This is a genomic window from Candidatus Eisenbacteria bacterium (assembly GCA_016235265.1).
Classification (GTDB): domain Bacteria; phylum Eisenbacteria; class RBG-16-71-46; order RBG-16-71-46; family JACRLI01; genus JACRLI01.
The window spans coordinates 87819-113405 of sequence record JACRLI010000015.1 but is presented as its reverse complement, the minus strand read 5'-3'; the positions used below and the strand labels follow the sequence as shown (position 1 = coordinate 113405).

Annotated in this window: 25 protein-coding genes; 20 read left to right on the top strand and 5 right to left on the bottom strand. The window is 71.2% G+C overall.

Annotated elements, in window-relative coordinates; translation table 11 throughout:
• The first annotated feature begins 68 nt into the window (after nucleotides 1-68).
• Genes uvrB through HZB25_08605 form a run of 5 tightly spaced genes read left to right on the top strand, consistent with a single transcriptional unit; the run spans nucleotide 69 to nucleotide 5436 of the window.
• Nucleotides 69-2243, top strand: a complete 2175-nt coding sequence (gene uvrB / locus HZB25_08625; protein MBI5837295.1) for an excinuclease ABC subunit UvrB — start codon at nucleotides 69-71, stop codon at nucleotides 2241-2243.
• The gene (gene nadC, locus HZB25_08620; protein MBI5837294.1) at nucleotides 2240-3118 is read left to right on the top strand and encodes a carboxylating nicotinate-nucleotide diphosphorylase; all 879 of its coding nucleotides are present in this window, start codon (nucleotides 2240-2242) and stop codon (nucleotides 3116-3118) included. Before uvrB ends, nadC begins: the two co-directional genes overlap by 4 nt.
• Nucleotides 3115-3861: a biotin--[acetyl-CoA-carboxylase] ligase gene (locus HZB25_08615; protein ID MBI5837293.1), complete on the top strand. Its 747-nt coding sequence runs from the start codon at nucleotides 3115-3117 to the stop codon at nucleotides 3859-3861. Before nadC ends, HZB25_08615 begins: the two co-directional genes overlap by 4 nt.
• Nucleotides 3858-4613: a twin-arginine translocase subunit TatC gene (tatC, locus tag HZB25_08610; protein ID MBI5837292.1), complete on the top strand. Its 756-nt coding sequence runs from the start codon at nucleotides 3858-3860 to the stop codon at nucleotides 4611-4613. Before HZB25_08615 ends, tatC begins: the two co-directional genes overlap by 4 nt.
• A 55-nt stretch (nucleotides 4614-4668) precedes the next feature.
• Nucleotides 4669-5436 (top strand): type III pantothenate kinase, encoded by a 768-nt coding sequence (locus tag HZB25_08605; protein ID MBI5837291.1) that lies wholly within the window; start codon nucleotides 4669-4671, stop codon nucleotides 5434-5436.
• A gap of 121 nt (nucleotides 5437-5557) precedes the next feature.
• Here HZB25_08605 and HZB25_08600 read toward each other — a convergent pair whose 3' ends face one another.
• Entirely contained in the window at nucleotides 5558-7528 is a 1971-nt protein-coding gene (locus tag HZB25_08600; protein ID MBI5837290.1) for a glycosyltransferase family 39 protein, read from the bottom strand.
• Nucleotides 7529-7677: 149 nt separating this feature from the next.
• Here HZB25_08600 and HZB25_08595 point away from each other — a divergent pair, with 149 nt between their 5' ends.
• From HZB25_08595 to tatA, 10 genes are all read left to right on the top strand, one after another.
• On the top strand, nucleotides 7678-8859 hold the full coding sequence (locus HZB25_08595) for an LL-diaminopimelate aminotransferase (GenBank protein MBI5837289.1): 1182 nt from the start codon (nucleotides 7678-7680) through the stop codon (nucleotides 8857-8859).
• A complete protein-coding gene (gene folB, locus HZB25_08590; GenBank protein ID MBI5837288.1) occupies nucleotides 8841-9203 on the top strand; it encodes a dihydroneopterin aldolase in 363 nt (120 codons plus the stop codon). The genes HZB25_08595 and folB overlap by 19 nt, the downstream gene beginning before the upstream one ends.
• Nucleotides 9200-9694, top strand: a complete 495-nt coding sequence (gene folK / locus HZB25_08585) for a 2-amino-4-hydroxy-6-hydroxymethyldihydropteridine diphosphokinase (protein ID MBI5837287.1) — start codon at nucleotides 9200-9202, stop codon at nucleotides 9692-9694. The genes folB and folK overlap by 4 nt, the downstream gene beginning before the upstream one ends.
• 6 nt (nucleotides 9695-9700) lie before the next feature.
• On the top strand, nucleotides 9701-10351 hold the full coding sequence (locus HZB25_08580; protein MBI5837286.1) for a deoxynucleoside kinase: 651 nt from the start codon (nucleotides 9701-9703) through the stop codon (nucleotides 10349-10351).
• Nucleotides 10348-11145 (top strand): 3-methyl-2-oxobutanoate hydroxymethyltransferase, encoded by a 798-nt coding sequence (panB, locus tag HZB25_08575; protein ID MBI5837285.1) that lies wholly within the window; start codon nucleotides 10348-10350, stop codon nucleotides 11143-11145. The genes HZB25_08580 and panB overlap by 4 nt, the downstream gene beginning before the upstream one ends.
• Entirely contained in the window at nucleotides 11145-11996 is an 852-nt protein-coding gene (locus HZB25_08570; GenBank protein ID MBI5837284.1) for a pantoate--beta-alanine ligase, read from the top strand. Before panB ends, HZB25_08570 begins: the two co-directional genes overlap by 1 nt.
• On the top strand, nucleotides 11993-12736 hold the full coding sequence (locus tag HZB25_08565) for an NTP transferase domain-containing protein (protein MBI5837283.1): 744 nt from the start codon (nucleotides 11993-11995) through the stop codon (nucleotides 12734-12736). The genes HZB25_08570 and HZB25_08565 overlap by 4 nt, the downstream gene beginning before the upstream one ends.
• A 10-nt stretch (nucleotides 12737-12746) precedes the next feature.
• Nucleotides 12747-13223 (top strand): HIT domain-containing protein, encoded by a 477-nt coding sequence (locus tag HZB25_08560; protein MBI5837282.1) that lies wholly within the window; start codon nucleotides 12747-12749, stop codon nucleotides 13221-13223.
• A gap of 66 nt (nucleotides 13224-13289) precedes the next feature.
• A complete protein-coding gene (locus HZB25_08555; protein MBI5837281.1) occupies nucleotides 13290-13790 on the top strand; it encodes a LytR C-terminal domain-containing protein in 501 nt (166 codons plus the stop codon).
• Nucleotides 13791-13845: 55 nt separating this feature from the next.
• Nucleotides 13846-14037, top strand: a complete 192-nt coding sequence (gene tatA, locus HZB25_08550) for a twin-arginine translocase TatA/TatE family subunit (GenBank protein MBI5837280.1) — start codon at nucleotides 13846-13848, stop codon at nucleotides 14035-14037.
• 113 nt (nucleotides 14038-14150) lie between these two features.
• Here tatA and HZB25_08545 read toward each other — a convergent pair whose 3' ends face one another.
• From HZB25_08545 to HZB25_08530, 4 genes are all read right to left on the bottom strand, one after another.
• The gene (locus HZB25_08545; GenBank protein MBI5837279.1) at nucleotides 14151-15962 is read right to left on the bottom strand and encodes a SurA N-terminal domain-containing protein; all 1812 of its coding nucleotides are present in this window, start codon (nucleotides 15960-15962) and stop codon (nucleotides 14151-14153) included.
• Nucleotides 15963-16064: 102 nt separating this feature from the next.
• A complete protein-coding gene (locus tag HZB25_08540) occupies nucleotides 16065-16508 on the bottom strand; it encodes a biopolymer transporter ExbD (protein MBI5837278.1) in 444 nt (147 codons plus the stop codon).
• Nucleotides 16505-17179 (bottom strand): MotA/TolQ/ExbB proton channel family protein, encoded by a 675-nt coding sequence (locus HZB25_08535; protein ID MBI5837277.1) that lies wholly within the window; start codon nucleotides 17177-17179, stop codon nucleotides 16505-16507. The genes HZB25_08540 and HZB25_08535 overlap by 4 nt, the downstream gene beginning before the upstream one ends.
• Nucleotides 17176-18435, bottom strand: a complete 1260-nt coding sequence (locus HZB25_08530; protein ID MBI5837276.1) for a 6-bladed beta-propeller — start codon at nucleotides 18433-18435, stop codon at nucleotides 17176-17178. Before HZB25_08530 ends, HZB25_08535 begins: the two co-directional genes overlap by 4 nt.
• A 141-nt stretch (nucleotides 18436-18576) precedes the next feature.
• Here HZB25_08530 and HZB25_08525 point away from each other — a divergent pair, with 141 nt between their 5' ends.
• From HZB25_08525 to HZB25_08505, 5 genes are all read left to right on the top strand, one after another.
• Nucleotides 18577-19680 (top strand): PAS domain-containing protein, encoded by a 1104-nt coding sequence (locus HZB25_08525; protein ID MBI5837275.1) that lies wholly within the window; start codon nucleotides 18577-18579, stop codon nucleotides 19678-19680.
• Nucleotides 19677-21059 carry a sigma-54-dependent Fis family transcriptional regulator gene (locus HZB25_08520; protein MBI5837274.1) on the top strand — a complete coding sequence of 461 codons (1383 nt, stop codon included), beginning with the start codon at nucleotides 19677-19679 and terminating at the stop codon, nucleotides 21057-21059. The genes HZB25_08525 and HZB25_08520 overlap by 4 nt, the downstream gene beginning before the upstream one ends.
• Before the next feature lie 285 nt (nucleotides 21060-21344).
• On the top strand, nucleotides 21345-21758 hold the full coding sequence (locus HZB25_08515; protein MBI5837273.1) for a response regulator: 414 nt from the start codon (nucleotides 21345-21347) through the stop codon (nucleotides 21756-21758).
• 165 nt (nucleotides 21759-21923) lie between these two features.
• A complete protein-coding gene (uvrA, locus tag HZB25_08510) occupies nucleotides 21924-24764 on the top strand; it encodes an excinuclease ABC subunit UvrA (protein MBI5837272.1) in 2841 nt (946 codons plus the stop codon).
• 95 nt (nucleotides 24765-24859) lie between these two features.
• Complete coding sequence (locus HZB25_08505; protein ID MBI5837271.1) at nucleotides 24860-25432, top strand: hypothetical protein; 573 nt, start codon at nucleotides 24860-24862, stop codon at nucleotides 25430-25432.
• Nucleotides 25433-25587: the final 155 nt, after the last annotated feature.

Genomic DNA, 25587 nt, shown 5'->3' with positions numbered 1-25587 from the left:
TGCCGGGCCTTCCGGCACACACACCCGGCCCGCTCCCCGGCGCGGCCGGGTGTGCTATTCTTCCTGCCATGTCCTTCGAGTTGCACGCTCCCTACGAGCCGCGCGGCGACCAGCCCGAGGCCATCGCCGCGCTCACCGACGGCCTGAAGCGCGGCGCCCCGCACCAGACGCTCCTGGGGGTCACCGGCTCGGGCAAGACCTTCACCATCGCCAACGTGATCGCGCAGGTGGACCGGCCCACGCTGGTGATCTCACCCAACAAGACGCTCGCGGCGCAGCTCTACGGCGAGCTCAAGCAGTTCTTCCCCGGGAACGGCGTGGGCTTCTTCATCTCCTACTACGACTACTACCAGCCCGAGGCCTTCGTGCCGGCCTCCAACACCTACATCGAGAAGGACGCCTCCATCAACGAGGACATCGACCGGCTGCGGCTGGCCGCCACCGGGATGCTGCTGGAGCGGCGCGACGTGGTGATCGTGGCCAGCGTTTCCTGCATCTACGGCATCGGGGCGCCGGAGGATTTTCGCGAGCTGGTGCTGGCGCTCAAGCCCGGCCAGCACATGCCGCGCGGCGAGATTCTGCGCCGGCTGGTGGAGCTGCAGTACGGGCGGAGCGACATGGACTTCCGGCGCGGCACCTTCCGGGTGCGCGGGGACGTCATCGAGATCCGTCCGTCCTACGACGAGGACGGGCTGCGCATCGAGCTGGCCGGCAACGAGGTGGAGCGGCTGGGTGTCATCGACCCGCTCACCGGGAAGACCCGCAGGCGCCTCGACCGGATGCAGGTGTGGCCGGCGAAGCAGTTCGTCACCGCCGCGCCGCGACTGGTGTCCGCGCTGGACCGCATCCGCGCCGAGATGGAGGAGCGGGTGGCGTGGTTCGAGTCGCAGGCCCGGCCGCTGGAGGCCCAGCGCCTGCGGATGCGCACCGAGTATGATCTCGAGATGCTGCAGGAGCTGGGCTACTGCCCGGGCATCGAGAACTACTCGCGCCACCTCTCGGCCCGCCAGCCGGGGGAGCGGCCCGCGTGCCTGATCGACTACTTCCCGAAGGACTTCCTGTGCGTGCTGGACGAGTCCCACGTGACCGTGCCGCAGATCGGCGGCATGTACGAGGGCGACCGCTCGCGCAAGCAGACGCTGGTGGACTTCGGGTTCCGCCTGCCCTCCGCGCTCGACAACCGGCCGCTGCGCTTCGACGAGTTCGAGACGCTGGTGCCGCAGACCATCTACGTGTCGGCCACCCCCTCGAACTTCGAGCTGGACCGCTGCGGCGGCGTGGTGGTGGAACAGGTGATCCGGCCCACCGGGCTGGTGGACCCGCCGCTGGTGGTGCGCCCGGTGGCCGGGCAGATCGACGACCTGCTGTCGGAAGTGCGCCTGCGGGTGGAGCGCCACGAGCGGGTGCTGGTCACCACGCTGACCAAGCGCATGGCGGAGGACCTCTCCGACTACCTGGCCCAGGCGGGGGTGCGGGTGCGCTACCTGCACTCGGACATCGACGCGCTGGAGCGCGTGGACATCCTGCGCGGCCTGCGGCTGGCGGAGTTCGACGTGCTGGTGGGCATCAACCTGCTGCGCGAGGGGCTGGACCTGCCCGAGGTGTCGCTGGTGGCGATCCTGGACGCGGACAAGGAGGGCTTCCTGCGCTCCGAACGCTCGCTGATCCAGACCGCGGGGCGCGCCGCCCGCAACGTGGGGGGCACGGTGCTGCTGTATGCCGACACCGTGACCGGTTCCATGCGCCGCGCCATGGCCGAGACCGACCGCCGCCGCGTGAAGCAGCTGGCCTACAACGCGGAGCACGGCATCGTGCCCCGCACCATCGTGAAGAGCATCGAGGACGTGATGCGCTCCACCGAGGTGGCCGACGCGGCGGCGCACGGCTCCGCCGGCCCCGGCGAGGAGCTGGAGGCCATCGGGGATCCCATCCGGATGCGGGAGCTGCTGGAGCGCGAGATGCTGGCGGCCGCCAGGGGCCTGGAGTTCGAGAAGGCGGCGTCGCTGCGCGACCGGCTGGAGGAGCTGGAGACCACGCTGGCTGCCGAGGGCGCCCCGCGCGGATATGCGGCTGTGCGGCGGGGGGGGAACGGCGCCGAAGGCGACGATGGCGTTCCGCGCTCGCGCGCCGCGTCCCGGCAGCCGGTGGCGAAGAAGAAGCGCCCGCGGGGCCAGGTGAGCCCGGGAGTGCGGAAGAGGATCGAGGCGCGGGTGGCCGCGCGACGGGAGAAACCCAAGTCATGAGCCCACGCTCCGCCCGCGAGATCCGCGCCCTGCTGCTGGCGCACGTGGCCGCGGCGCTGTCCGAGGACGGCGCGGCCCACGACGTCACCTCCGCCGTGGGCCTTCCGCCCGGGCAGGCGGGCACCGCGGTGCTGGTGGCCGGCGCGCCGGGTGTGCTCGCCGGCGGGGAGCCCGCGGAGCTGGCCTTCCGGCTGCTCTCGCCCCGGCTCCGCGTGAGGCTCCTGCTCCGCGACGGGGCGAAGGTGCGCCCGGGCACGAAGGTCCTGCGCGTGCGCGGGCCGCGCGCGGCCATCCTTTCGGCGGAGCGCACCGCGCTGAACTACATGACGCACCTCTCGGGGATCGCCACGCTGACCGCCGCGCACGTGGCGCGGCTGAAGGGCACCGGGGTCACGCTGCTGGACACCCGCAAGACCACCCCGCTGCTGAGGCTGCTGGAGAAGGCGGCGGTGCGCGCGGGCGGGGGCCGCAACCACCGCATGGGCCTGCACGACGCGGTGCTGCTCAAGGACAACCACGTCCGCGCGGCCGGGGGGCCGGCGAAGGCGGTGGCCCGCGCGCGACGGGCGCTGGCCGACATGGGCCGCCCGCGCCTCACCGTGGAACTGGAGGTGCAGAGCATGGCGGAGCTGCGCGAGGCGCGCGACCTGCCGGTGGACCGCATCATGCTGGACAACTTCACGCCCGCGCGGATCCGCGCCGCCCTGAAGCTGATGGGCGCCGTGCCCCGCCGCCGACGCCCGGAGATCGAGGTGTCGGGGGGCATCCACCTGGGAAACCTGCGCCGGCACGCGATTCCCGGGGTGGACTTCATCTCCGTCGGGGCGCTCACGCACTCGGCCCCCGCGCTGCCGTTCTCCCTGGACTGGGAATGACCATCCCGCCCCCCCGGCCCGTCGAGCGCCACGAGTCCATCGGGTCCACCAACGACCGCGCCGCGGACCTGGCGCGCGCCGGCGCGCCGCACGGCACCGTGGTGGTGGCCGGGGAGCAGCTCCAGGGCCGCGGGCGGCACGGGCGCGCGTGGCGCTCCGCGCGGGGGCAGGGCCTGTGGGCGAGCGTGCTGGTGCGGACCGCGAGGCCGGTGGCGGAACAGTCCCAGCTGGCGCTGGTGACCGGGCTGGCGGTGTGCGACGCGCTGGCGCTGGACCTGGGGGCCCCGGACGTGACGCTGCGCTGGCCCAACGACGTGGACTTGCGCGGGCGCAAGGTCGCGGGCATTCTCTGCGAGCGCGTGGCCGGCGGGACCGGCGCCGTGGTGGCCGGGATCGGCATCAACACCGGCGCGGGCGCGGTGCCGCCGGAACTGGCGGCGACCGCCACCTCGCTGGAGCCGGAAGGACTGGCCGTCACCCCCGAGCGTCTCCTGGATCTCCTGCGGGCGCGGCTCGACACCCGCGTGGACGCCTGGGAGCGGGGCGGCTTCGGGGCGGTGCGCGACGAGTACCTGGCCCGTCTCGACCTGCTGGGCCGCGAGGCCGGTCTCGCGGGGGCCGGCGAGGGCGGCGCCGAGGTGCGGGGCACCGTCCGCACCGTGGACGCGGCCGGTGCGCTGGTGCTGGCCACCGCCGCCGGGGAACGGGCCTTCCACGCGGGCCAGGTCACGAGGGTGCGATGAGCGAACCACGCAGGGAAATGCACTTCCTCGAGCACCTGGAGGAGCTGCGCTGGGTGATCCTGCACTCGGCCATCGGGATCGCGGTGGGCGCGATGGCCGGGTGGATGTTCTCCCCGGCGGTGCTCGAGTACATCGTGCACTTCACGGTGAAGAAGGTGATCGTGCTCTCGGTGATGGAGAGCTTCAACGAGCGCATGCGCCTGAGCATCATCCTGGGGCTGCTCTTCTCCCTGCCGTACGTGCTGTACCGGGTCTGGATGTTCATCCTGCCGGGGCTGATGCGCAAGGAGCGGCGGCTGGTGCTGCCGATCCTGCTCAGTTCGCTGCTGTTGTTCGCCTCGGGCGGCGCGTTCGCCTTCTTCATGGTGATCCCGGCCATCATCAAGGTGATGGAGACGTTCCTGACACCCAGCATGCAGCAGGTCCTGCGGCTCCACGACGTGCTGGGATTCGTGTACAACCTGTGCCTGGCGTGCGGGATCCTGTTCCAGCTGCCCCTGGTCACCCTGATCCTCAGCTGGATCGGCCTGGTGACCCCCAGGTTCCTGCTGGGCAAGTGGCGCCACGCGGTGATCGGGATCCTGATCCTGACCGCCGTGATCACGCCGGGCGACGTGGCCTCGGCGCAGATCTTCCTCGGCATCCCCATCGTGGCGCTGTATTTCCTGAGCGTCGCCGTGGCCTTCATGGTGCGGCGCAAACCCAAGGAGAACCGAGATGCCGCAGCCGCGAGCCCGCCGCCGCACGCCTGAGCCGTCCCGCCGCACCGCGTCCGCCCCGGGGGGTCCCGCGGCCGCCCGCGCCGACCTGCTGCTGGCCGTGGACGCGGGCAACACCAACGTGGTGGTCGGGGTGTTCGACGGCGCCCGGCTGGTGGCCCACCACCGCCTGAGCAGCCTCACGCACCGCACCGAGGACGAGATGCTGCTGCTCCTCGAGGACCTGGTGCGGCGCGCCGGCGTGTCCCCCGCGCGGGGCCGCATGGCGCTGTGTTCGGTGGTGCCCGACCTCACGCCGCACCTGGCCATGGTGGGGGAGCGGCTCTTCCGCCGCCGCACGCTGGTGGTCACCCACGAGCTGCCCCTGGGGCTCACCTACAAGGTGTACGACCCGTCCACGCTGGGCGCGGACCGCATCACCAACATCGTGGCCGCCCACGAGATCTACGGCGGCCCCGCGATCGTGGTGGACCTGGGCACCGCCACCACCTTCGACGCCTACACCGCGCGCGGCACGGTGCTCGGCGGGGCCATCGCGCCGGGCGTGCAGAGCTCGGCCGAGGAGCTGTTCCGCAAGGCCTCGCGGCTGGCGCGCGTGGAACTGCGCCGCACCGCGCGGGCGATCGGGCGCAACACCGAGGAGAACATCCAGGCCGGCGTGGTGTACGGGGCGGTGGGCCAGGTGGACGGCATCGTGGCCCGCATCCGCCGCGAGATGGGCGGGCGGGCCCAGGTGATCGCCACCGGCGGGCTGGCGGAGCTGGTGGCGCGCGACTCGCGCACCATCCAGGTGGTGGATCCCCACCTGACGCTGAAAGGCCTCAAGCTGATCGACTCGGGATTGCGGCGGGGGTAGGCAGGTCGGCCCGGCGGGCCGGGATGGCGGACTCAACGGTCCCGGGCGACGGGCCCCAGGGGTTTCGGCCGGCGGACCCGGCGGTCCTGGGCGACGGGCCCCGGGGGTTCCGGCCGGCAGTTCAGCGCGCCCGGCCGGCGGCCGCCTCGCGCAGCACCGAATCCACGAGGGCCACGGTGGTGGGGACGTTCCGGTCCGCCAGTGCCTCGCGGGCCTCGTGCGCCAGCGGCGCGGAGTAGGGCGCCACCACGCAGGCCCGGTAGTACAGCGCCACTCCCAGGTCGTTGTCCTGGGCCAGCGCCTCGCGGGCCGCCTCCGCCAGCAGCCGGCCGTCGCGCGGGTGCGAGCGCAGGGCCCGCAACAGGGCCGCCAGCCGCTGCGGTCCCGGCGGCAGGGCGCGCGAACGCGCCAGCGACTCCTGCGGGCCGCCCGCGTCCGCCGTGATCCCGCCCGCGGCGCGCGCCCACTCCGCCTTCGCGGCGACGGTGTCGCCGGACTCCCACAACATATACCCCAGATTCCACGCGGCGGAACCGGCCCCGGCCGCTCCCGTCGTGCGCGCCTCGTGGCGCGTCACGGCCAGGGCAGCCCGGGTGCGCCCGGAGATCTCGAGGTCGTACTTGAAGGCGCGCAGCGCGTCCCCTTCGAGGCGCGCGAAGCCGAAGCTGGCCGCGCGGTCGTCCCACGAGAAGGCCAGCAGCGGGCGGTCGAAGTCGAAACCCTCCTGGATCTCACCCAGGTAGCAGGCGCGCAGCGTGGTGTCCGCGTACAGCAGCCGCATCGCCGGGCCGTCGCCGGAGATCAGCCCGTTGCGGAAGGGCAGGCCGTTGAAGACGAACAGCGCGCCGCGCGGAGGAGCAGGCAGGACCTCCGGGATCTGCCGCAGCGCGGCGACCACGATGCGCGAGCCCATGGCCAGCCGGCCCACCGACACCGAGGAGATCCACGGGCTCTGGCGCGGCGCGGAAGGGTTGTAGACCAGGTTGAGCGAGCCCTGGCCCAGCAGCAGCAGCAGCGCTGGCAGCGGCGCCACCGCCGCGAAGGGCCAGCGCTCCGCCAGCGCGCCCAGGGCCAGGTAGAGTCCCGCCAGCGGGAACGCGAAGTAGTAGGCGCTCCACTGGCCCGCCACCGGCAACACCGGGAGCAGGCCCAGTGCCGCCCAGGTAAGCCACGGCAGCGCGCGGCGGGCAGCCTCCGGGACGGGGCGCAGCGCGGCGAGCGCCGCACCCACGCAGCCCGCGCCTGCCAGCAGCGCCCACGGCGGCGCCGCGGTCACGCCCGCCGGCCACAGCCGGCCGCCCTCCACGCCGCCGGCGGCCAGCAGGAAGCGCAGCGGCAGCCACAGCGCCGCTTCCGCGTCCCAGCGCAGCGAGCTCTCCGGGCCGCGGGCGGCCGCGTACCACGCGGCCCACACCGCCAGCACCACGAAGTGGGGCGCCACCGCCCTCCACGCCCTGCCGTGCGGCCGCTCCTGGGCCAGCAGGGCCACCAGTGCCAGCGGCAGCGGGGCCACGCTCTCCTTGGACAGCAGCGCCAGCGCGAACGCCGCCGCCGAGAGCGCGGTGCGCCCGGAGCCCAGCCACAGCGCGCAGGCCAGGGAGAAGCACAGCGCCCACAGGTCCTGGTCGCAGCTGATCCACCCCACCAGCACCGCGTGCGCGTGCGAAAGACCGAACAGCGAGGCCGCCAGCAGCGCCCCGCGCGGACCGATCCAGCGCCGTCCCAGCCGCCACACCATCACCGTGCACAGCAGCGCCAGCGCCAGGTTCACCAGGTGGTAGCCGAAGGCGTCCATCCCCAGCACCCGGTTGCCCAGCGCGAAGTGGAGGTCCCGCGAGAAGGGCCGCAGGTAGCCGCCGATGCGCAGCGGATGCAGCAGCCCCTCCAGCCAGCCCCGGCGGCTCACGGCGTCGATGTACACGAAGTCGTCGTTGTAGAAGGCGAGGCCCAGTGAGGGCATCAGGCGGGCGCCCATGGTCACCAGCAGGGCGGCCAGTCCCAGCGCCGAGGCGACGGCGGGAGAGGAGAAGTGGGGTGCCGGGGATGGACGCGGGGCCTGGGGCCGCGCGCGGCTGCCGACCTTGGGTTTCATGGCGAGGACGAGTATCAACTTCCGGGCCCCGCGGTCAAGCCGGGCGGGACGCGGACCGGAGGCCGCATCCCGCGGGTCGCTCCGCCGCTGCCGTCGCGGCCCCGGCCTCCTTGACATCGGCCCCCCGCAAGGGCTTACATTACTTGGCCATGAACCCGTTCAAACGCGCCGAGAGGCTCCAGCAGCTCCCGCCCTACCTGTTCGCCGAGATCGATCGCCTGCGCGACGAGGCCCGGCAGAAGGGCGTGGACGTCATTGATCTCGGGGTGGGCGATCCGGACCTGCCCACGCCGCCGGAAGTGGTGGAGCGGGCCCGGGCGGCGCTGACCAACACCGACTACCACCGCTACCCGGCCTACTCGGGGCTGCCGCAGATGCGCCGCAAGGTGGCCGAGCTGTACAACCACCGGTTCGGCGTGAAGGTGGACCCGGACCGCGAAGTGCTGGTGCTCATCGGATCCAAGGAGGGCATCGGGCACCTGCCGCTGGCGCTGGTGAACCCGCTGGAGCGGGTGATGATCCCCAATCCCGGCTATCCGGTGTACCGCTCCGGGACCCTGTTCGCCGGCGGCGTGCCGGTGGACCTGCCGCTGGATGAGGCCCACGGGTTCCTGCCGCGCGCCGAGGACGTGGAACGGGCCTGCCCGGCCAAGCTGCTGTTCCTGAACTACCCCAACAACCCCACCGCCGCGCTGGCCAACGTGGACTTCTACACCGAGATGGCCACGCTGGCGCAGCGCCACCGTTTCTGGATCGCCAGCGACCTGGCCTACTCCGAGATCGGCTACGACGGCTACCGCGCGCCCAGCTTCCTCAAGGCGCCCGGGGCGATGAGCGTCGGCATCGAGTTCCTCTCGCTGTCCAAGACCTTCAACATGACCGGCTGGCGCGTGGGCGCCGCGGTGGGCAACCCGGAGTTGGTGGCGGCGCTGGGCTCGGTGAAGAGCCACCTGGACTCGGGCACGCCGCAGTTCGTGCAGGAGGCGGCCATCGCCGCGCTGGGGCTCTCGGACGCGCGGCACCTGGGACCGCTGATCGCCACCTACCGCGAGCGGCGCGACATGATGGTGGAACGGCTCCGCGCGCTGGGCATCGAGGTGCAGCCGCCCAAGGCCACCATCTACATCTGGGCGAAGGTGCCCGCGGGGCATGACTCGATGGGCTTCACCCGGTTCGTCCTGGAGCACGCCGGCGTGGTGGTCACCCCGGGCACGGGATTCGGCACGCAGGGCCAGGGGTACTTCCGCATTTCCCTCACCACTCCCACCGGGCGGCTGCGCGAAGCGGCCGCCCGGCTGGCGGAGCTGCCGTCATGGACTGGATCCGCCTGACCGATCTGAGCCTCTTCGGGCACCACGGGGCGCACGAGGAGGAGATGCGGCTGGGGCAGAAGCTCGAGTTCGACGTGGAGCTCGGCGTGGACCTGGCCGGCGCCGGGCGCACCGACCGGCTGGAGGACACCGTCAATTACCGCGAGGTGTACGGGCACATCGAGGAGCGGGTAACGCGGAAGCGCTACCTGCTGCTGGAGGCGCTGGCCGAGGCCATCGCCGACGACCTGCTGGAGCGCTTCCCCGCGGTGCGCGAGGTGGTGGTGCGGGCCCGCAAGCCGAACGTGCCCTTCTCCGGTGCCATGAGCCACGTGGAGATCGAAATCCACAGGGAGCGCGCGTGAAGCTGGCCTACGTCGGGATCGGCTCCAACGTCGGGGAGCGCGAGGCCACCATCCGCAAGGCCGTGGACCACCTCGCGGAGCTGCCTCGGACGAAGCTGGTGCGGCTCTCGTCGCTGTACGATTCCGACCCGGTCGGGGTGCTGGACCAGCCTCCGTTCCTGAACGCGGTGGCCGCGCTGGAGACCGACCTGGACCCGCACCGGCTGCTGTGGAACCTCAACCTGGTGGAGAGTCGCCTGGGCCGGGTGCGCGCCGAGCGCTGGGGCCCGAGGACGCTGGACCTGGACATCCTCTTCTACGGAAACATGGTGATGGACGAGCCCGGGCTCACCCTGCCGCACCCCGAGATCGAGAATCGCGCCTTCGTGCTGATTCCGCTCAACGAGCTGGACCCGTTCCTGCCGCACCCGCGCACCGGCGTCGTGGTCAGCGAGATGCTCAAGCGTCTCAAGAGCCACCCGGCGGTGCGCCGCCGCGGACGCCTCTGGTAGGGGCGGATGGCCGAACCTTCCTACATCGCCATCGAGGGCGTGATCGGGGTGGGCAAGACGAGTCTCACCCGCATCCTCGCGGAGCGGCTCAAGTCCAGGCTGCTGCTGGAGCGCCACGACGAGAACCCGTTTCTCGCCGAGTTCTACAAGGACCGCGCGCGGTACGCGTTCCAGACCCAGATGTTCTTCCTGTTCAGCCGCTACGAGCAGCAGAAGGAGCTGCGCCAGCGCGACCTGTTCGAGCAGCGGGTGGTGGCCGACTACCTGTTCCAGAAGGATCGCATCTTCGCCAGCATCAACCTGAGCGACAAGGAGCTGCACCTGTACGAGCTGATCGTGGGCGCCATCGAGCCGGACGTCCCCAAGCCGGACGTGGTGGTGTACCTCCAGGCGCCCACGGAGACGCTGATGAAGCGGGTCCAGAAGCGCGGCCGGGCGTACGAGTCGCAGATGGACTTCGACTATCTCGAGCAGCTCAACGAAGCGTACAACTACTTCTTCTTCCACTACGACCAGGCGCCGCTGCTGGTGGTCAACACCCGCGACATCGACTTCGTGGAGAACGAACAGGACCAGGGCGACCTGGTGCGGCGCATCCTGGAACACCGCGAGGGGGTGGCCTACTACGCCCCGCTCGGGCACGGGGAGCGCGCATGAAGCGCACCACCATCCGCGACATCCAGATGCTGAAAGACAAGGGCGAGAAGATCGCCGTGCTGACCGCCTACGACCATCCCTCCGCCAAGCTGCTGGACGCCGCGGGAGTGGAGGTGCTGCTGGTCGGCGACAGCCTGGGCATGGTGGTGCTGGGCTATGAGAACACGCTGCCGGTCACCATGGAGGACATGCTGCACCACGTGAAGGCCGTGGCCCGGGCCCGCCCGCGCGCCATGGTAGTGGCGGACATGCCCTTCCTTTCCTACCAGCTGGACGCCGCGGAGGCGGCCCGCAACGCCGGGCGGCTGGTGCAGGAGGGTGGCGCGGACGCGGTGAAGTTGGAGGGTGGCGTGGACATGGTGCCGGCGGTCGAGGCGATCCTGCGGGCGTCCATCCCGGTGATGGGCCACGTGGGGCTCACCCCCCAGTCGGTGCTGGCGTTCGGGGGCTACCGGGTGCAGGGCAGGGGCGCCGATGCAGGCGCGCGGGTGACCGCGGACGCGCTGGCGCTCCAGGAGGCCGGCTGCTTCGCGATCGTGCTGGAGGGCGTGCCCGCCGAGCTGGGCCGGACCGTGACCGGGAAGCTGCGCATCCCCACCATCGGGATCGGCGCGGGTCCCGGCTGCGACGGCCAGGTGCTGGTGTACCACGACTTCCTGGACATCCACTCGGAGTTCGCCCCCAAGTTCGTCCGGCGCTACGCCGAGGTGGGCAGGGTGACGCGCGAGGCGGCGGAGAAGTACGTGAAGGACGTCAAGTCGGGCCGCTTCCCCGGCGCCGAGGAGAGCTACTGATGCCTCTGAAGCCGCTCACGCTGCGCACCGCCGAGCGGATGCGCGCGTGGTCGCGCGCGTGCCGCGCCCGGGGCCGCAGCGTGGGCTTCGTGCCCACCATGGGCGGGCTGCACGCCGGACACGCCAGCCTGGTCGAGCGGGCCCGCGCGGAGAACCACCGGGTGGCGGCCAGCATCTTCGTCAACCCGATCCAGTTCGGGCCGAAGGAGGACTTCCGGCGCTACCCGCGCGACCTGCGCGGCGACCGCCGGCTGCTGGCCGCCGCGGGCTGCCACGCGCTGTTCGTGCCGGAGGCGCGCCACGTGTTCCCGGAGGACTTCGAGACCCGGGTCGCGGTGCCCTTCCTGTCCGCCCCGCTGTGCGGGCGGTTCCGCCCCGGGCACTTCGAAGGCGTGGCCACGGTGGTGGCCAAGCTGCTGCACATCGTGGAGCCCGACCGGGTGTACGTGGGCTCCAAGGACTTCCAGCAGGCGCGGGTGATCGAGCGCATGGTCCGCGACCTGGACCTGCCGGTGGAAGTGGTGGTGTGCCCCACCGTCCGCGAGCCCGACGGCCTGGCGATGAGCTCCCGCAACCGCTACCTGACGGACGCCGAGCGCGCCCGCGCGCCGCGCCTCCACGCGGCCCTGCAGTCGGGCGCGGCGAAGGTGCGCGCCGGGGTGCGCGACGCCGGCAAGGTGCGTGCCGCCGTCCTGCGCGCGCTGCGCGGGCTGGGCCGCGTGCAGTACGTGGAGGTGCTCGACGCCCGCTCGCTGGCGGAGCGGCGCGAGCTCGCCGGCGCCACGCTGCTCGCCGCCGCGGTGTTCGTGGGAAAGGCCCGGTTGATTGACAACGTGGTGGTGCGGGCGTGAACGCCCGGGCCTCCCTGATCCTGGCCGCCGGCCGGGGCACGCGGATGAACTCGGACCTGGCCAAGGTGCTGCACCAGGTGGACGGCCGGGCGCTGGTGGAGTACGTGGTGGACACCGCCGAGGGCCTGGGGCTCCGCCCCAACGTGGTGGTGGTCGGCCACCAGGCGAAACGGGTGCGCGAGGTGCTGCGCGGCCGCGACGTGGTCTTCGCCGACCAGCCGCAGCAGCTGGGTACCGGGGACGCGGTGCGCCGCGCCCGCGCCCCGCTCGAAGACTTCGAGGGCACCCTGGCGGTGTTGTGCGGCGACGTGCCGTTCCTGCGCGCGTCCACGCTGCGCGAGCTGTTCCGGCGGCACCTGGACGGCGGCTTCGACGCCACCATCCTGACGGCCGTGCTGGACGACGCCACCGGCTACGGCCGGATCCTGCGCGGTCCGAACGGGGACGTGACCGGGATCGTGGAGCACCGGGACGCCACCCCGGAGCAGCGCGAGGTGCGTGAGATCAACTCGAGCATCTACTGCTTTCGCTACCCGCTGGTGCAGCAGGCGCTGGACGAGGTGCGCGACGAGAACAGCCAGGGCGAGTTCTACCTCACCGACACCATCGCGGTGCTGCGCGGCTGGGGCCGGCGCGTGGGCGCGTGGGCCGCGCCGGATCCGCGCGAGGTGAGCGGCATCAACACGCCGGAGCAGCTCGAGGGCCTGGCCCGTTATTACCACGAGCGCGGGGAGGACTAGCGTGGAGCGCATGTGGGCCACCTGGCGGATGGCGTACGTGGGCGCGAAGCAGCCGCAGGGCTGCCTCTTTTGCCGGCTCCTGAAGGCGCGCACCGACCGCGCGGCGTGGACCCTGGCGCGCAGCGCGCACTCGTTCGTGGTGCTGAACGCGTTCCCGTACAACACGGGCCACGTGATGGTGGTCCCGCGTCGGCACGCCGCGGGACTGTCCGGCCTCACGGCCGCCGAGCGCGCCGACCTGGTGGAGCTGCTGGAGCGCGCGGAGCGCGCGGTTCGCCGGGCGTACCGTCCCCAGGGGCTCAACGTGGGGATGAACCTCGGCGAGTGCGCCGGCGCGGGCGTCCCCGGTCACGCGCACGTGCACATGCTGCCGCGCTGGTCGGGGGACACGAATTTCATGCCCGCCCTGGCGGGCACCAAGGTGATGCCGGAGAGCCTGCCTGCGAGCTGGAAGCGCCTGCGGGCGGCGTTCCGGCAGGAGAAGTAGCGCGTCACCCGGAGGGCCCCGCCCCGTCGCATGCGGCGGAGGCCCGGAAAAGGCACGGAGGTACGGATGGCAAGGAAGTCGTCCCGCAAGCGCCGCGTCCCCAAGGGTGGGAGCGCCTGGCCGGCGGTGGTGCTGCTGGTGCTGGCCGTGGGGCTGGTGGCCGCATTCGCCGGATCGGCCGCGATCAAGGCGGTGGGGGGCCTGCGGGCCCGCTGGGCCGGGTCCGTGGCGGAGGCGGGCCGCGAGTCGGCGCCCCGGGCGATGCGGGCACAGAGGCAGGCGGTGCGCATCGAGATCCTCAACGGCAGCGGCAACGCCGGGGCGGGGGGGCGCGTGGCCGAGGCGCTCCGGGACGGGGGCTTCCGCGTCACCCGGGTGGAGAACGCCGACCGCCAGGACTACGGCACCACGCTGGTGCTGGACCGAAAGGGAGACCCCGCGGCGGCCCGCGAAGTGGTAGAGTACCTGCACGGAGGGTTCCCGCTGCTGATGCGCACGGCCCTGGCCAGTGCCGACATCCGCGTGGTCGTGGGGCGGGATTACCGGGGCCTTCGCCTGACTCCGTGAGCGTTCCGCGCCGCGGGCGGCGGGCCCGCGGTTTCTCACACAAGGAGTGGTATCGATGGGTTTCCTAGGACGCGGTGAAGTCCTCATCGTCCTGCTGGTGGTCATCCTCCTGTTCGGGGCCGCCAAGATCCCGCAGCTGGCAAAGTCGCTCGGGGAGGGGATCAAGGAATTCCGGAAGGCCACCAAGGGCGACGACGAGAAGCCGCCCACGCCGCCGGTGCCGCCCACTCCGCCGCCCACCGGATAGGTGGCCCGCGCGAGCCCCGAAGGCGGGAAGCAGAGGCCCCCGGGAGCACGCTCCCGGGGGCCTCTGCTTCCCGTGGCCGGCGCCCGCCGGCCGGTGTGCGAGGGCTCGCGCCCCTAGAAGCCCACTTCCGCCCGCAGGTCCTGCACCCGGGCGTCCTTCATGAGCTTTTTGAGCAGTGCCTGGCCGTACTCCTGCTGCCGCTCCTGCGTCAGCTGGGAGCGGAACTGCGGGGCCTCCTGCTGGAACTTCTCCATGTCGTAGCCGAACCGGTTCAGCACGCGCAACACGAACGCGCCCTGCGAGCCGCGCACCACGTGGGTGCTGCCCGGGGCGTACCCGAAGGCGGAGCCGACCACCTCCGGCTCGTACTGCAGCGCCGGCGGAAAGGGGCCGTTGCGGGTGAATTCCACCGGTCCCACCACGCTGGCCCCGGCCTGCCTGGCGGACTCCTCGATGCTTCCCGAGGGCGCCTGGGCCATGAACTCGCGGGCCTTCACCTCCGAGCGGTCCACCGACTTCTCCTGGGCCACGCGCGTACGGAGCTCCGGCTCGACTTCCGCGAGGCTGCGCTGGCCGGCGTTGCGGCGGTCCGACACCTGGGCCAGCAGCAGCGCGCTGGGTTTCTCGAGGACCTGGGTCAGGGTGCCCTTCTTGAAGTTCACGCCGAAGCTCACCAGTTCCGGCACCTGCATCAGCAGCGGGGGCGCGCTCTCCTCGCTGAACCAGCCGGTGACCGCGGGCTTCAGGCCGGCCTTGGTGGCCGCCGCCTGCAGCCCCTGCTTGGCGGCCGCCTCACGCACCGCGTTGAGCTGTTCGTGCGCCCGGGTGAGGGATTCCTCGCCGGCCTTCACCGCCACCTGCAGGTCGATGATGTGGCGCTTCTCCTTGCCCTGGTCCTGCACCGGCCCCACGTACTTCACGATGTGCCACGCGCCCGGGACCTGGATCGGCTGCAGCACCTGGCCCGCGGCCATCCCGAACACCGGGCCGTCCAGCTCCCTGGGCAGCTGGCCCTTCTCCACCAGCACGCCGGGCTCGCCCGAGGGCAGGCTGCCCACCTGCGCATCGGACACCTGCGAGGCGAAACGGGCGAAATTGGTGTCCTTCACCGCCTCGGCGTACAGGCTGCGCGCGTTTTCCTCGGCCGAGCGCAGGTCGGAGGGCGTGGGCACCTTCGGGACCACCACCAGGACCAGGCTGGCCTCCCGCTCGCGTCGGAATTCCGCCTCGTGCTTCTTGTAGTAGGCCTCGAGATCGGGGCGGGTGACTTCCTCCGGCTTCACCGGGCTGGCGGTGTTGGGGAAGAGCACCGCCACCACCTGGGCCTTCTCGCGATTGCGGGCGTAGGCCTCGACGAGGTCGGTGTCGGTGATCCGGCCCATCGAGGTGGTGAGCTGGCGCAGCTTCCACTGCGGCAGGGCCTCACGCTGCATCTGCTCGAGCCAGACCCAGCTCTGGTTGGGATCCTCGAGCGCCTGGCGGTACTTGGCCGGGTCGAATTGTCCGTTGGTCTGGAACACCGGGGCCTGCAGGATGTCCTGCGGGGGCAGGTTGCGCACGGCGAACACGACCTCCGCGTCGGTGGCCTTCAGACCCAGCTTCCGGGCTTTCGCGGTCATCACCCTCTCGACCAGCAACTGGTTCCACGTCTGGTCCCGCACGTAGGACAGGCTGGCGTCGTCCATTTCGCGCCCGGCACGCTGGCGGTAGTTTTCCAGGCTGCGGGAGAGGCGCAACTGGTACTCCTCCCGTCCCACGGGCTGGCCGTACACCGAGCCCAGGGAGGCGGAGGTCCCGGCGTTCTCGCTGCCGGCGCCGGTGCCGAACAGGAAGTTGAACCCGATGAGGAACGTGAAGATGGTGCCGCCGGCGACGGCGATCCAGATCAGCTTGGTGCGGCGACGGTCCCGGAACAGATGCAACATGAGGGAATGACCTCCCGGAAGGAAAAACGGCCGATTTCGGGCGACAAACAACTAAGGATACCCCGGCGGGGCCCCGGGCTCAAGGGCTGGATTCGGACCGGCTCAGCGGCCCTGGGAAGGCTCCCGGCGGGCCTGGCGGGCGGAGATGGCGAGCCGGTCGGCGCCGGCAGCCTTCGCGGCGTCCAGGCACTCGATTACCCGGCCGTGGCGGGCCTCGGCGTCGGCCTTGAACACCACCGTCTTGTCGCCACGGGTCAGGATGGCGTTGCGCAGGGCACCCACCAGGGCGGCCGGGCCGTCCACGGGCCGGTCATCCAGGAACACCTGGCCGTCGGCGGTCACCACCACCGTGGGATGCGCCTCGGGGGAGGCGGAGGCCTGGGATGAGACCGGCAGCTTCACCGGGATGCGGGTCTCGAAGAGCATCGGGGCGGTCACCAGGAAGATGATCAGGAGCACCAGCACCACGTCGGTGAAGGGCGTGATGTTGATATCGGAGAACACCGGTTCGTCGCCGTTTGCGGAAGCGCGGCGAAAGCGGCTCACCGGCGGTCTCCGGCCTGCGGGTCCCTCGGGGAGAGCCGCGCCAGCAGGCCCAGGAGCTCGGATGCGGCGGCGTCCAGCCGGGTGCGGGCCACCTTGATGCGGCGCGAGAAGAGATTGAAGGCCGCCACCGAGGGAATCGCCACGAACAGGCCCGCCGCGGTGGTGACCAGGGCCTCGGAGATCCCGCCCGCCACCACGGCCGGCCCGCCCGACTGGTCGGTGGCCAGCGCCTGGAAAGCCTGCACGATGCCCAGCACGGTGCCGAACAGCCCCACGAAGGGAGCGATGGCGCCGATGGTGCCCAGCACCGCCAGCCGCGCCTCCCAGGCCAGGACCTCCAGCTCGCGCTGGCGCCACAGGGCCTCCTCCAGGAACTCGCGTTCCTCCCCCCACGCCATCAGCCCGGCGCGCGCCAGGCGCGCCAGCGCCCCCCGGCCCTGCGCGGTGGAAGCCAGCGCGCCCGCCCGGTCCCCGCGCTCCAGCATCGGGCGGATGCCCGAGAGGAGCGCCTGCGGGTCGCCCCCCAGCCGAATGGCGCGCAGCCGGTCGATCACCACCGCCACCACCAGCACCGAGAACACCAGCAGCACGGTCAGCACCACGCCGCCGTGGGCCACCATGTGGGACCACTCGAAGTTGTAGGCGGTGACGGCGGCGTTGGTTGCGTTCATCGGCTCGGCGCGGTCTCGGGGGAGGCGGGCATGGGCACGAACTGCTGCACCCGGTCGTTGTCGAAGTCGGCCACGTAGACATCGCCGGTCTCGCTCACGGAGATGCCCTGCGGGTGAAGGAACTGGCCCGGGTCGCGCCCCCGGAAGCCCCACTGGCCCACGAACTCGCCGCGGCGGGTGAACTTCTGCACCCGCTGGTTGCCGGAGTCCACCACGTACACCGCCCCGGTGATGTCAATCGAGACGCCCGAGGGCGACCACAATTCACCGGGGCCGCACCCCGGCCTCCCGATGACGCTGAGGAACTTGCCCTCGGTGGTGAACACGTGGATGCAGTGATTGCGGGCGTCGGTCACGAACACGAACCCGGCGGGGTCCACCGCCAGTCCGTTGGGAGCGTAAAGGCCCGGGTCCCCGGCCGAGGGCCGCGGGAATCGCAGCATGAAGCCGCCGTCGGAGGAGAACTTCTGCACCGTGCGATTGCCCGGGTCGGCCACGTAGACGTAGCCCTGGTTGTCCACCGCGATGCCCTGGGGCAGGCGGAACTGGCCCTCGCCGGCGCCCGCAGAGCCGACGGATTTCAGAAACTGCCCCGAGAGCGTGAACTTCTGGATGCGCGCGTTGCGCGAGTCCGCCACCCAGATTCCCCCGCGCCCGTCCAGCGCCAGGCCCGAGGGCCCCTGGAACTGCCCGGTCTGGGTGCCGGTGGCGCCCCACAGCACGAACCCGTACCCGGTGGGCCCGAACTTCTGGATGCGGTTGCCCCGGAAGTCGCTGACCCAGAAATTGCGCGACGGGTCCACCACCACGGCGGAGGCTCCCTGGAAGCGCCCGGGGATGGAGCCGCGGCCGCCCCACTCGAACTGGACCCGGTAGGCCTGCGCCGGCGCCGGACGGGTGGTGACCGGCACTCCCCCGGAGACGGTGGCGAGACCGCCCAGCCCCACCGCCCGGAGCCGCAGGAAGTAGCGCGTGGCCGGGGCAAGTCCGCCCACCACCGAGGCGGTGTCGGAGGCGGCGGTGGTGGTCCACATCAGGGTGCTGTCGTCGGGGGCGAAGTCCGGGGTGCTGCCGGCGTGGATCTCCAGCCGGGCGAAATCGGAGATGTACAGAGGCTCCCACGACACGCGGGCGCAGAACGGCCCGGTGGGGCGCGCGCTCCGCACCACGATGGTCCCCTCGGCGCCGCACGTGGCCGGGAGCGCCGCGAGCGCGACGGCGAGGAGGAGGACTGTGAGGGCGCGTCGGAACTTCATTCGAGGATCTTCCCTGTCCGCTTCGGGACGGCTGGTGGCCTCGTGGCGCAGTCTATCACAGCCCCGATTTTGGGGACAAATTCCTTGCGACCGCCGCGAAGCGCGTGATAGCTTGAGCGCGATGGATGAAGGAGCGTGCTCTTGAGCGGAAGACTCCAGCTCGATGCGCTCGTCCAACGGGCGCCTCAGCTCATCCTCGACAGCTTCGACCAGGGCATCCTCGCCCTGGACCGGGACGAGCGTGTGATCTTCGGCAATCGCAAGGCCGAGGAGATCCTCAAGACGCCGTCCGACGAGCTCTCCGGCCGCCGCGTCGAAAAGGTCCTCAACGTTCCCACCGAGAAGTGGCTCGAGGTGCGGCGGGAGGACCGGTTCGCACAGCCGCAGGAGTCGCTCGAGATCCGCCTCACGGTGGACGAAGCCGAGGTTGTGCTGCGGCCCTCCGTCATGATGATGCGCGACGAGGCGGGCAACCGGGCCGGCTCGGTGGTGTTCCTCGAGGACGTCACCGACTCCGCGGCCGAGGAAGAGCAGCAGAAGAAGCTCGACCGGCTGATCTCGCTGGGCGAGCTCTCCGCGTGCGTGGCGCACGAGATCCGCAATCCTCTCACCGGCATCCGCACCACCGTCCAGTTCGTGGCCAGCAAGCTCAAGCCGCAGGACCCCCGCAAGGAGGACCTGGACGACGTCATCAAGGAGCTGGACCGCATCGAGACCATCATCAGCGGCCTGCTCCAGTTCGCCCGGCCCCAGGTCAGCCGTCCCGGCCCCACCGACGTCTCCGCCCTGGTGGGCCGCGTGCTGGACAACCTCGAGCTGCAGTTCAAGGCTGCCGGCGTGCAGATCGCGCGCGACTTCTGCGACGAGCCCGCGCACGTGTGGACCGACCCCGACCTGCTCCAGCAGGTGGTCCTGAACCTGGGCATCAACGCCATGCAGGCCATGCCCGAAGGCGGCACGCTCAAGGTCGGCCTGGGCATCAAGCGCTACCGGACCAAGAAGTCCATGGTGGACCTGGTGCTCGCGGACACCGGCCCCGGGATCCCCCCCGAGGTGTTCGAGAAGATCTTCGACCCCTTCTTCACCACCCGGCCCCTGGGCACCGGGCTGGGGCTGCCCATCTCGCTGCAGATCGTGCGCGAGCAGGGAGGGGCGCTGACGGCCAGGAACCTGCCTTCCGGCGGGGCCCAGTTCACGGTGCGGCTGCCGCTGGTGAACGTGGCGGCCCAGGCGGAGGGCGCGTGAGCTACCGGGTCCTGGTGATTGACGACGAGGAGCTGATCCGCAAGAGCCTCACCAAGTTGCTGGTCTCGAGGGGCTACCGGGTGGAAACGGCCAGCACCGCCGCGCAGGGCCTGGCCCGGGTGGAGGAGTTCGGCCCCCAGGTGGTGGTGCTGGACCTCAAGCTGCCCGACATGACCGGGCTTCAAGTCCTGGCGCGCATCCGGGAGATCGACGTCACCACCGAGGTGGTGGTGATCACCGCCTTCGGCGACGTGTCCTCCGCGGTGGAGGCCATGAAGGCCGGCGCATGCGACTTCCTCAAGAAGCCCTACGAGATGGAGGAGATCTGCCTCTCGGTGGAGCAGGCAGCCCGCAGCTTCGAGCGGGAGAGCCAGCTCAACGTCTTCCAGACCCGCGCGCTCACCCGGTTCAGCCAGGAGACCATCCTGGGCCACTGCCCCGCCATGGAGCAGGTGCGGGAGCTGATCTCGAAGGTGGCCCGCAGCGAAGCCAGCACGGTATTGATCGAAGGGGAGAGTGGTACCGGCAAGGAATTGGTCGCCCATGCCATTCATTACCAGAGCGATCGCGGCCGGTTCCCGATGATGGAGGTGAACTGCTCCTCCTTCCAGGACCAGCTGCTGGAAAACGAGCTGTTCGGGCACGAGCGCGGGGCCTACACCGACGCCCACGCCATGAAGAAGGGCCTGGTGGAGCTGTGCCACCGCGGCACGCTGTTCCTGGACGAGGTCGGCGACATGGCGCCCGGCACCCAGGCGCGCCTGCTGCGCTTCCTGGAGAACCTGACCTTCAAGCGGGTCGGGGGCACCGAGGAGATCAAGGTGGACCTGCGCATCGTGGCGGCCACCAACAAGGACCTCGGGCGGGCCGTGGAGTCCGGCGCGTTCCGCCAGGACCTCTACTACCGGCTCAAGGTGGTGAACTTGTACCTCCCGCCGCTGCGCGATCGCGGCGAGGACGTGCTGGAGCTGGTGGCGCACTTCCTCCAGGAGTTCAACCGGAAGTTCAAGAAGCAGTTCCGGATGATCCCCGAGGAGACCCGCGAGGCGCTCCTGCGCTACCGCTGGCCCGGGAACGTGCGCGAATTGCGCAACATGCTCGAGCGCATCCTGCTGCTGGAGGAAGGGGAGGTGGTGCAGCCGGAGTACCTGCCGCCCGAGATGCAACGCGCCCTGGAAGAGGAGGCGCCGCCCCGCGCGTTCGCGCTGGACGGCCTGCGCCCCACGCTCGCAGAGGTGGAGGAGCGATACATCCAGGAGGTGCTCGAGAGCGTGGACGGAAACAAGTCGCACGCCGCCCGGCTGCTCGGTGTCTCCCGCCAGGGCCTCATCGAACGCATCAAGCGGATGGAGCGCCGGAGCCCTCAACTGTCGCAATAGTTGGGATGTCAACAGACTGGACACATTTTCAAGAGATGTATCCGCAATCAGTTACCGCCTCGAATCGCGTAAGCCGTTATCTTTCTTGACACTACGTCGAAGATATCCACCGCCTCGCTCCGCACGACTCGAGCCCATCCGCTTCGTGGACAAATCCGCAACTCAATATGATGCAGCGAACTACAGTCACGGTTTCCATGCATCGAGGCTTCAATTTGGCGCTGGCACGCTCCATGCTGAGATCAGGTAGCAGCGAAAGCTGTTTGGGCATGACGGAGGTGCTCTTTGGCGAAGTCCATTCTGATCGTGGACGACGAGCGGCTCCTGGCCCGGACTCTGAGCAAGGCCCTTAAGGAAGCGGGTTACAAGGCTGCGATCGCAGCCACCGCGGAACAGGCTGAGAAGCAGATCTTCTCGGACCAGGTGTTCGACCTGGTGGTCCTGGACTACCGCCTCCCCAAATCGAGCGGTCTCGCGATCGTGCAGAAGATGCGCGAGCAGAACGTGGGCAGCCGGGTGATCCTGATGACCGCGTTCGGGACCCCGGAGGTCAGGGCGGAAGCCAGGCGGCTGCAGGTCGACAAGTTCATTCGGAAGCCGTTCGACCTCACGCGCATGCTGAACGAGATCTCGGATCTCGTGGGTGCGCCTGAAGAGCCGGACACAAAAGAGGATTCCTACCGACACGGAAGGGGGTGAATCCACCGATGGCAGCCAAGAAGAAGGCCGCGAAGAAGGCCACCAAGAAGAAGGCCACCAAGAAGAAGAAGTAACTCTTCAAGGGCGCGTCCCACGGGGGTTGGGAGGAGCGGAGCTCCTCGCAACCCCCACGCTTTTGGGGGCGGGCTCCGTTACAATCTCCCCATGGATCGAATCCGGCTCCTCGGCGCCCGCCAGCACAACCTCAAGAACATCTCCCTCGAGATCCCCCGCAACGCCCTCACCGTGATCACCGGCGTGAGCGGTTCGGGGAAGTCCTCGCTGGCGTTCGACACCCTCTACGCGGAAGGCCAGCGCCGCTACGTGGAGTCGGTCTCCACGTACGCGCGGCAGTTCCTGGACCGGCTGCCGCGCCCGGAACTGGACCTGCTGGAGGGCCTGAGCCCGGCCGTGGCGATCCGCCAGGTCAACGCGAGCCGCTCGGCGCGCTCCACGGTCGGCACGGCCACGGAACTGCTGGACTACCTGCGGCTGCTGTATGCGCGCGTGGGGGTCACGCGATGCGCCCGTTGCGGGGAGCCGGTGCGGCCCGACCGGGCCTCGGAGACTGCGGCCGCCTGGATTGAGTCGCACCCGGGGGCGCTCACCCACGTTCTGTTCCCGTTTCGGACCCGCGGCCGCAGCGCCTTCCCGGAGGAGGCGGAGCACCTGGTGGCGGCGGGCTTCCTGCGGGTGTTCGTGGCCGGCGCCGCCGTGGCGCTGGATCCCCCGCCGCGGATCGGCGCGCGCAAGGGCGATGTGCTCATGGTGGTGGCGGACCGGGTGACGGCCGCGCCGCAGGAGCGCACGCGACTGGCGGAGGGGCTCGCGGGCGCGTTCCACATGGGCGAGGGGCGGGCCTCCCTCGCCCTCGAGGGAGGGGTACGCTCGGACTTTCACGAGGGCTTCCATTGTGCCCGCTGCGACCTCGCCGCCGAGGAGCCCACCCCGCAGATGTTCTCGTTCAACAGCCCCGTGGGCGCGTGCGGCAAGTGTCGCGGCTTCGGCAACACCCTGGAGTTCGCCGAGGACCTGGTGGTGCCCGATCCCTCGAAGAGCCTGGATCAGGGCGCGCTGGACCCGTGGGCCGGGTCGTGGCGCTGGCGCTACGACCACGTGTGGCGGGCGCGCCTGAAGGCGGCCGGTGTGCGCACCGACGTGCCGTACCGCGACCTCCCGGCGGCGCAGCGCCAGGTTGCGCTGCACGGCGACGGCGGGAAGCTCTCGGGTGTGGTCGGCTTCCTGACGAAGCTGCAGGCGAAGGCGTACAAGGCCGGCAATCGCTTCCTGGTGAAGCGCTACCAGCGCGCGGTGCCCTGCGGCGAGTGTTGTGGGTCGCGCCTGCGCGCGGAGGCCTCGCGGGTGAGCGTGGCGGGGGCCACGCTGCCCGAGCTGTGCCGTCGCACCGTCGGGGACCTGGCCGCCCACTTCGAAGACCTGGAGCTGGGCGGGCACGACGCGCGGGTGGTGCACCAGGTCCTGGACGAAGCCCGGTCGCGCCTGGAGTACCTGTGCCGCGTGGGGCTGGAGTACCTCACTCTGGACCGCGAGACGCGCACGCTCTCCGGGGGGGAGGCGCAGCGCATCGAGCTGGCCAACGCGCTGGGGGCGCGGCTGGCCGAGACCCTCTACGTGCTGGACGAGCCCACGGTGGGACTGCACCCGCGCGACACGCGCCGCCTGATCGAGGTGCTGCGCGGCATCCGCGAACGGGGCAACACCCTGGTGGTGGTGGAGCACGACCGCGAGGTGATGGAGGCCGCCGACTGCGTGGTGGACCTGGGGCCCGGGGCGGGGGAACAGGGCGGACGGGTACTCTACCGCGGGCCCCTCGCGGGGTTGCTGGCCTCGGAGGATTCGCTCACCGCTCGCTGCCTCAACGGGCGGGCCGCGGTGCGGCCGTCGCGGCCGCGGCGGGTCCCGGGGGCTTCCCGACTGCGGCTGCGGGGAGTGGAACTGCACAACCTGCACGGGCTCGAGGTGGAAATCCCTCTGGGCGTGCTGGTGGCCGTCAGCGGGGTGTCGGGCTCGGGCAAGAGCACGCTGGTGGAGGACGCGCTCTATCCCGCCGTGGCCGAGGCGGTGGGCAGTCCCACGGGCGCGCCCAGGTGCTGGAGCGGCCTCGACGGCGCCGCGGACCTGCGCGCCGTGGCCATGCTGGACCAGTCGCCGATCGGCAAGAGCTCGCGCAGCAACCCCGCCACGTATCTCAAGGCGTGGGACCCGGTGCGCGCACTCTACGCGGACCAGCGCCTTTCCCGCGAGCGTGGCTACCGGCCCGGGGACTTCTCCTTCAACGTGCCCGGGGGGCGTTGCGAGAAGTGCGAGGGGGAGGGGCAGGTGCAGGTGGAGATGTTCATCATGGCCGACGTCTACCTGCCGTGCGACGCCTGCAACGGCCTGCGCTTCAAGCCGGAGATGCTGGAGGTGAAGTACCGCGGCCGCAGCGTGGCTGACGTGCTGAGGCTCACGGTGGACGAGGCGGTGGCCTTTTTCGCCGGCGCGCCGGCGGTGACCTCGCGCCTGCACCTGCTGAGGCAGGTGGGCCTGGGCTATCTCCGGTTGGGACAGGCCGCGCCCACGCTGTCCGGAGGCGAGGCTCAGCGGCTCAAGGTGGCGCGCGAGCTGTCGCAGGGCGGCGTCGAGACCACCCTGTACCTGATGGACGAGCCCACCACCGGGCTGCACCCGGCCGATGTTCGGGTGCTGCTGGAGGTGCTGGACAAGCTGGTGGACCGGGGGCACACGGTGGTGGTGATCGAGCACCACCCGGAGGTGCTGGCGCACGCCGACTGGGTCCTGGACCTGGGCCCCGAGGGGGGCGATGGCGGCGGCCGGGTGGTGGCGCAGGGCGCGCCCGAGGAGGTGGCGCAGAGCGCCGATTCGCGCACCGCGCCGTTCCTGCGGGCGGCACTGGCGCGGGGGCCGGGGGGGATGGTCGCCGGCCCGGGGCTGGCCTCGCGCCCGCCGGTGCGCAAGAATTCCCGCGGGAGGGGCTCGAGTTGAATCTGGCGTCCGGAGGACGACACTCCCTCGGGACAGGTGGGAGGCGTGATGCGCGGGGACGGCCCCCGGCGCTCGTCTTCACGTCGGTGGCCGCGTTGCTGGTGTGCTCTGCGGTCCTCATCGCGGATTCCGGGCTGGCGGCGGTGGACGGCGCGCCCCGCCGCCATGGGCCGGCGCACCTCGACCCGGATCGCGAGTTCATCGAGCGGGGAGCCTGTCCTTTCGAATGCTGCGGATACGGTCGCTGGTGGGCGGAGGGACCGCTGACGGTCTACCGGCGCGAGGGGGACACCACGCGGGTCGCGTACCGATTGCGCGACGGCGAGCGCTTCACCGCGGTCACCGGGAACGTCCACGTGCTGCGCGCGGGAATCGTGCGCATGACGAGGGCCACGCCGGCGGGGCAGTTTCTGCCCTTCGAGACCACCGAGGGCGAGTCGCTCTTCGTGCTCGACTACCAGGGGGATGCAGTCTGGGAGGTGTGGCACCGGGGGTATATCCACACCCTGGACCAGTTCTGGGACGACGAGGGTGGCCCGGAGCTGCCCTGCGAGCTGCTGCGGGCGCCCGAGTCGAACTGGTGGGCCCGGATCGTGGATCGCCGCGGCCGGCCGGGCTGGCTGTTCATGGACCGGGCCAGGGTCGGGGGGGCCGGCGGCTGCGAGTGAGGCCGGCGCGGGCCCGCCGGCCTGGAATCCCCCCAATTTCCCCTCCTTGTATGCGAGTCCCCACCAATGCTATCCTGCTTTGTTGGCTCAGTTTGCCCGCCCGGCCGCACCCGCGGCCCCTCAAGGGCGGGCGGATGTGCGGCCGGCGAGCCCTG

What these genes read in the sequence shown, in the direction of transcription:
- uvrB (MBI5837295.1), top strand. Translation starts at nt 69, where the DNA reads ATGTCCTTCGAGTTGCACGCTCCCTACGAGCCGCGCGGCGACCAGCCC.
- nadC (MBI5837294.1), top strand. Translation starts at nt 2,240, where the DNA reads ATGAGCCCACGCTCCGCCCGCGAGATCCGCGCCCTGCTGCTGGCGCAC.
- HZB25_08615 (MBI5837293.1), top strand. Translation starts at nt 3,115, where the DNA reads ATGACCATCCCGCCCCCCCGGCCCGTCGAGCGCCACGAGTCCATCGGG.
- tatC (MBI5837292.1), top strand. Translation starts at nt 3,858, where the DNA reads ATGAGCGAACCACGCAGGGAAATGCACTTCCTCGAGCACCTGGAGGAG.
- HZB25_08600 (MBI5837290.1), bottom strand. Translation starts at nt 7,528, where the DNA reads ATGAAACCCAAGGTCGGCAGCCGCGCGCGGCCCCAGGCCCCGCGTCCA.
- HZB25_08595 (MBI5837289.1), top strand. Translation starts at nt 7,678, where the DNA reads ATGAACCCGTTCAAACGCGCCGAGAGGCTCCAGCAGCTCCCGCCCTAC.
- folB (MBI5837288.1), top strand. Translation starts at nt 8,841, where the DNA reads ATGGACTGGATCCGCCTGACCGATCTGAGCCTCTTCGGGCACCACGGG.
- HZB25_08580 (MBI5837286.1), top strand. Translation starts at nt 9,701, where the DNA reads ATGGCCGAACCTTCCTACATCGCCATCGAGGGCGTGATCGGGGTGGGC.
- panB (MBI5837285.1), top strand. Translation starts at nt 10,348, where the DNA reads ATGAAGCGCACCACCATCCGCGACATCCAGATGCTGAAAGACAAGGGC.
- HZB25_08570 (MBI5837284.1), top strand. Translation starts at nt 11,145, where the DNA reads ATGCCTCTGAAGCCGCTCACGCTGCGCACCGCCGAGCGGATGCGCGCG.
- HZB25_08560 (MBI5837282.1), top strand. Translation starts at nt 12,747, where the DNA reads ATGTGGGCCACCTGGCGGATGGCGTACGTGGGCGCGAAGCAGCCGCAG.
- HZB25_08555 (MBI5837281.1), top strand. Translation starts at nt 13,290, where the DNA reads ATGGCAAGGAAGTCGTCCCGCAAGCGCCGCGTCCCCAAGGGTGGGAGC.
- tatA (MBI5837280.1), top strand. Translation starts at nt 13,846, where the DNA reads ATGGGTTTCCTAGGACGCGGTGAAGTCCTCATCGTCCTGCTGGTGGTC.
- HZB25_08545 (MBI5837279.1), bottom strand. Translation starts at nt 15,962, where the DNA reads ATGTTGCATCTGTTCCGGGACCGTCGCCGCACCAAGCTGATCTGGATC.
- HZB25_08535 (MBI5837277.1), bottom strand. Translation starts at nt 17,179, where the DNA reads ATGAACGCAACCAACGCCGCCGTCACCGCCTACAACTTCGAGTGGTCC.
- HZB25_08530 (MBI5837276.1), bottom strand. Translation starts at nt 18,435, where the DNA reads ATGAAGTTCCGACGCGCCCTCACAGTCCTCCTCCTCGCCGTCGCGCTC.
- uvrA (MBI5837272.1), top strand. Translation starts at nt 21,924, where the DNA reads ATGGATCGAATCCGGCTCCTCGGCGCCCGCCAGCACAACCTCAAGAAC.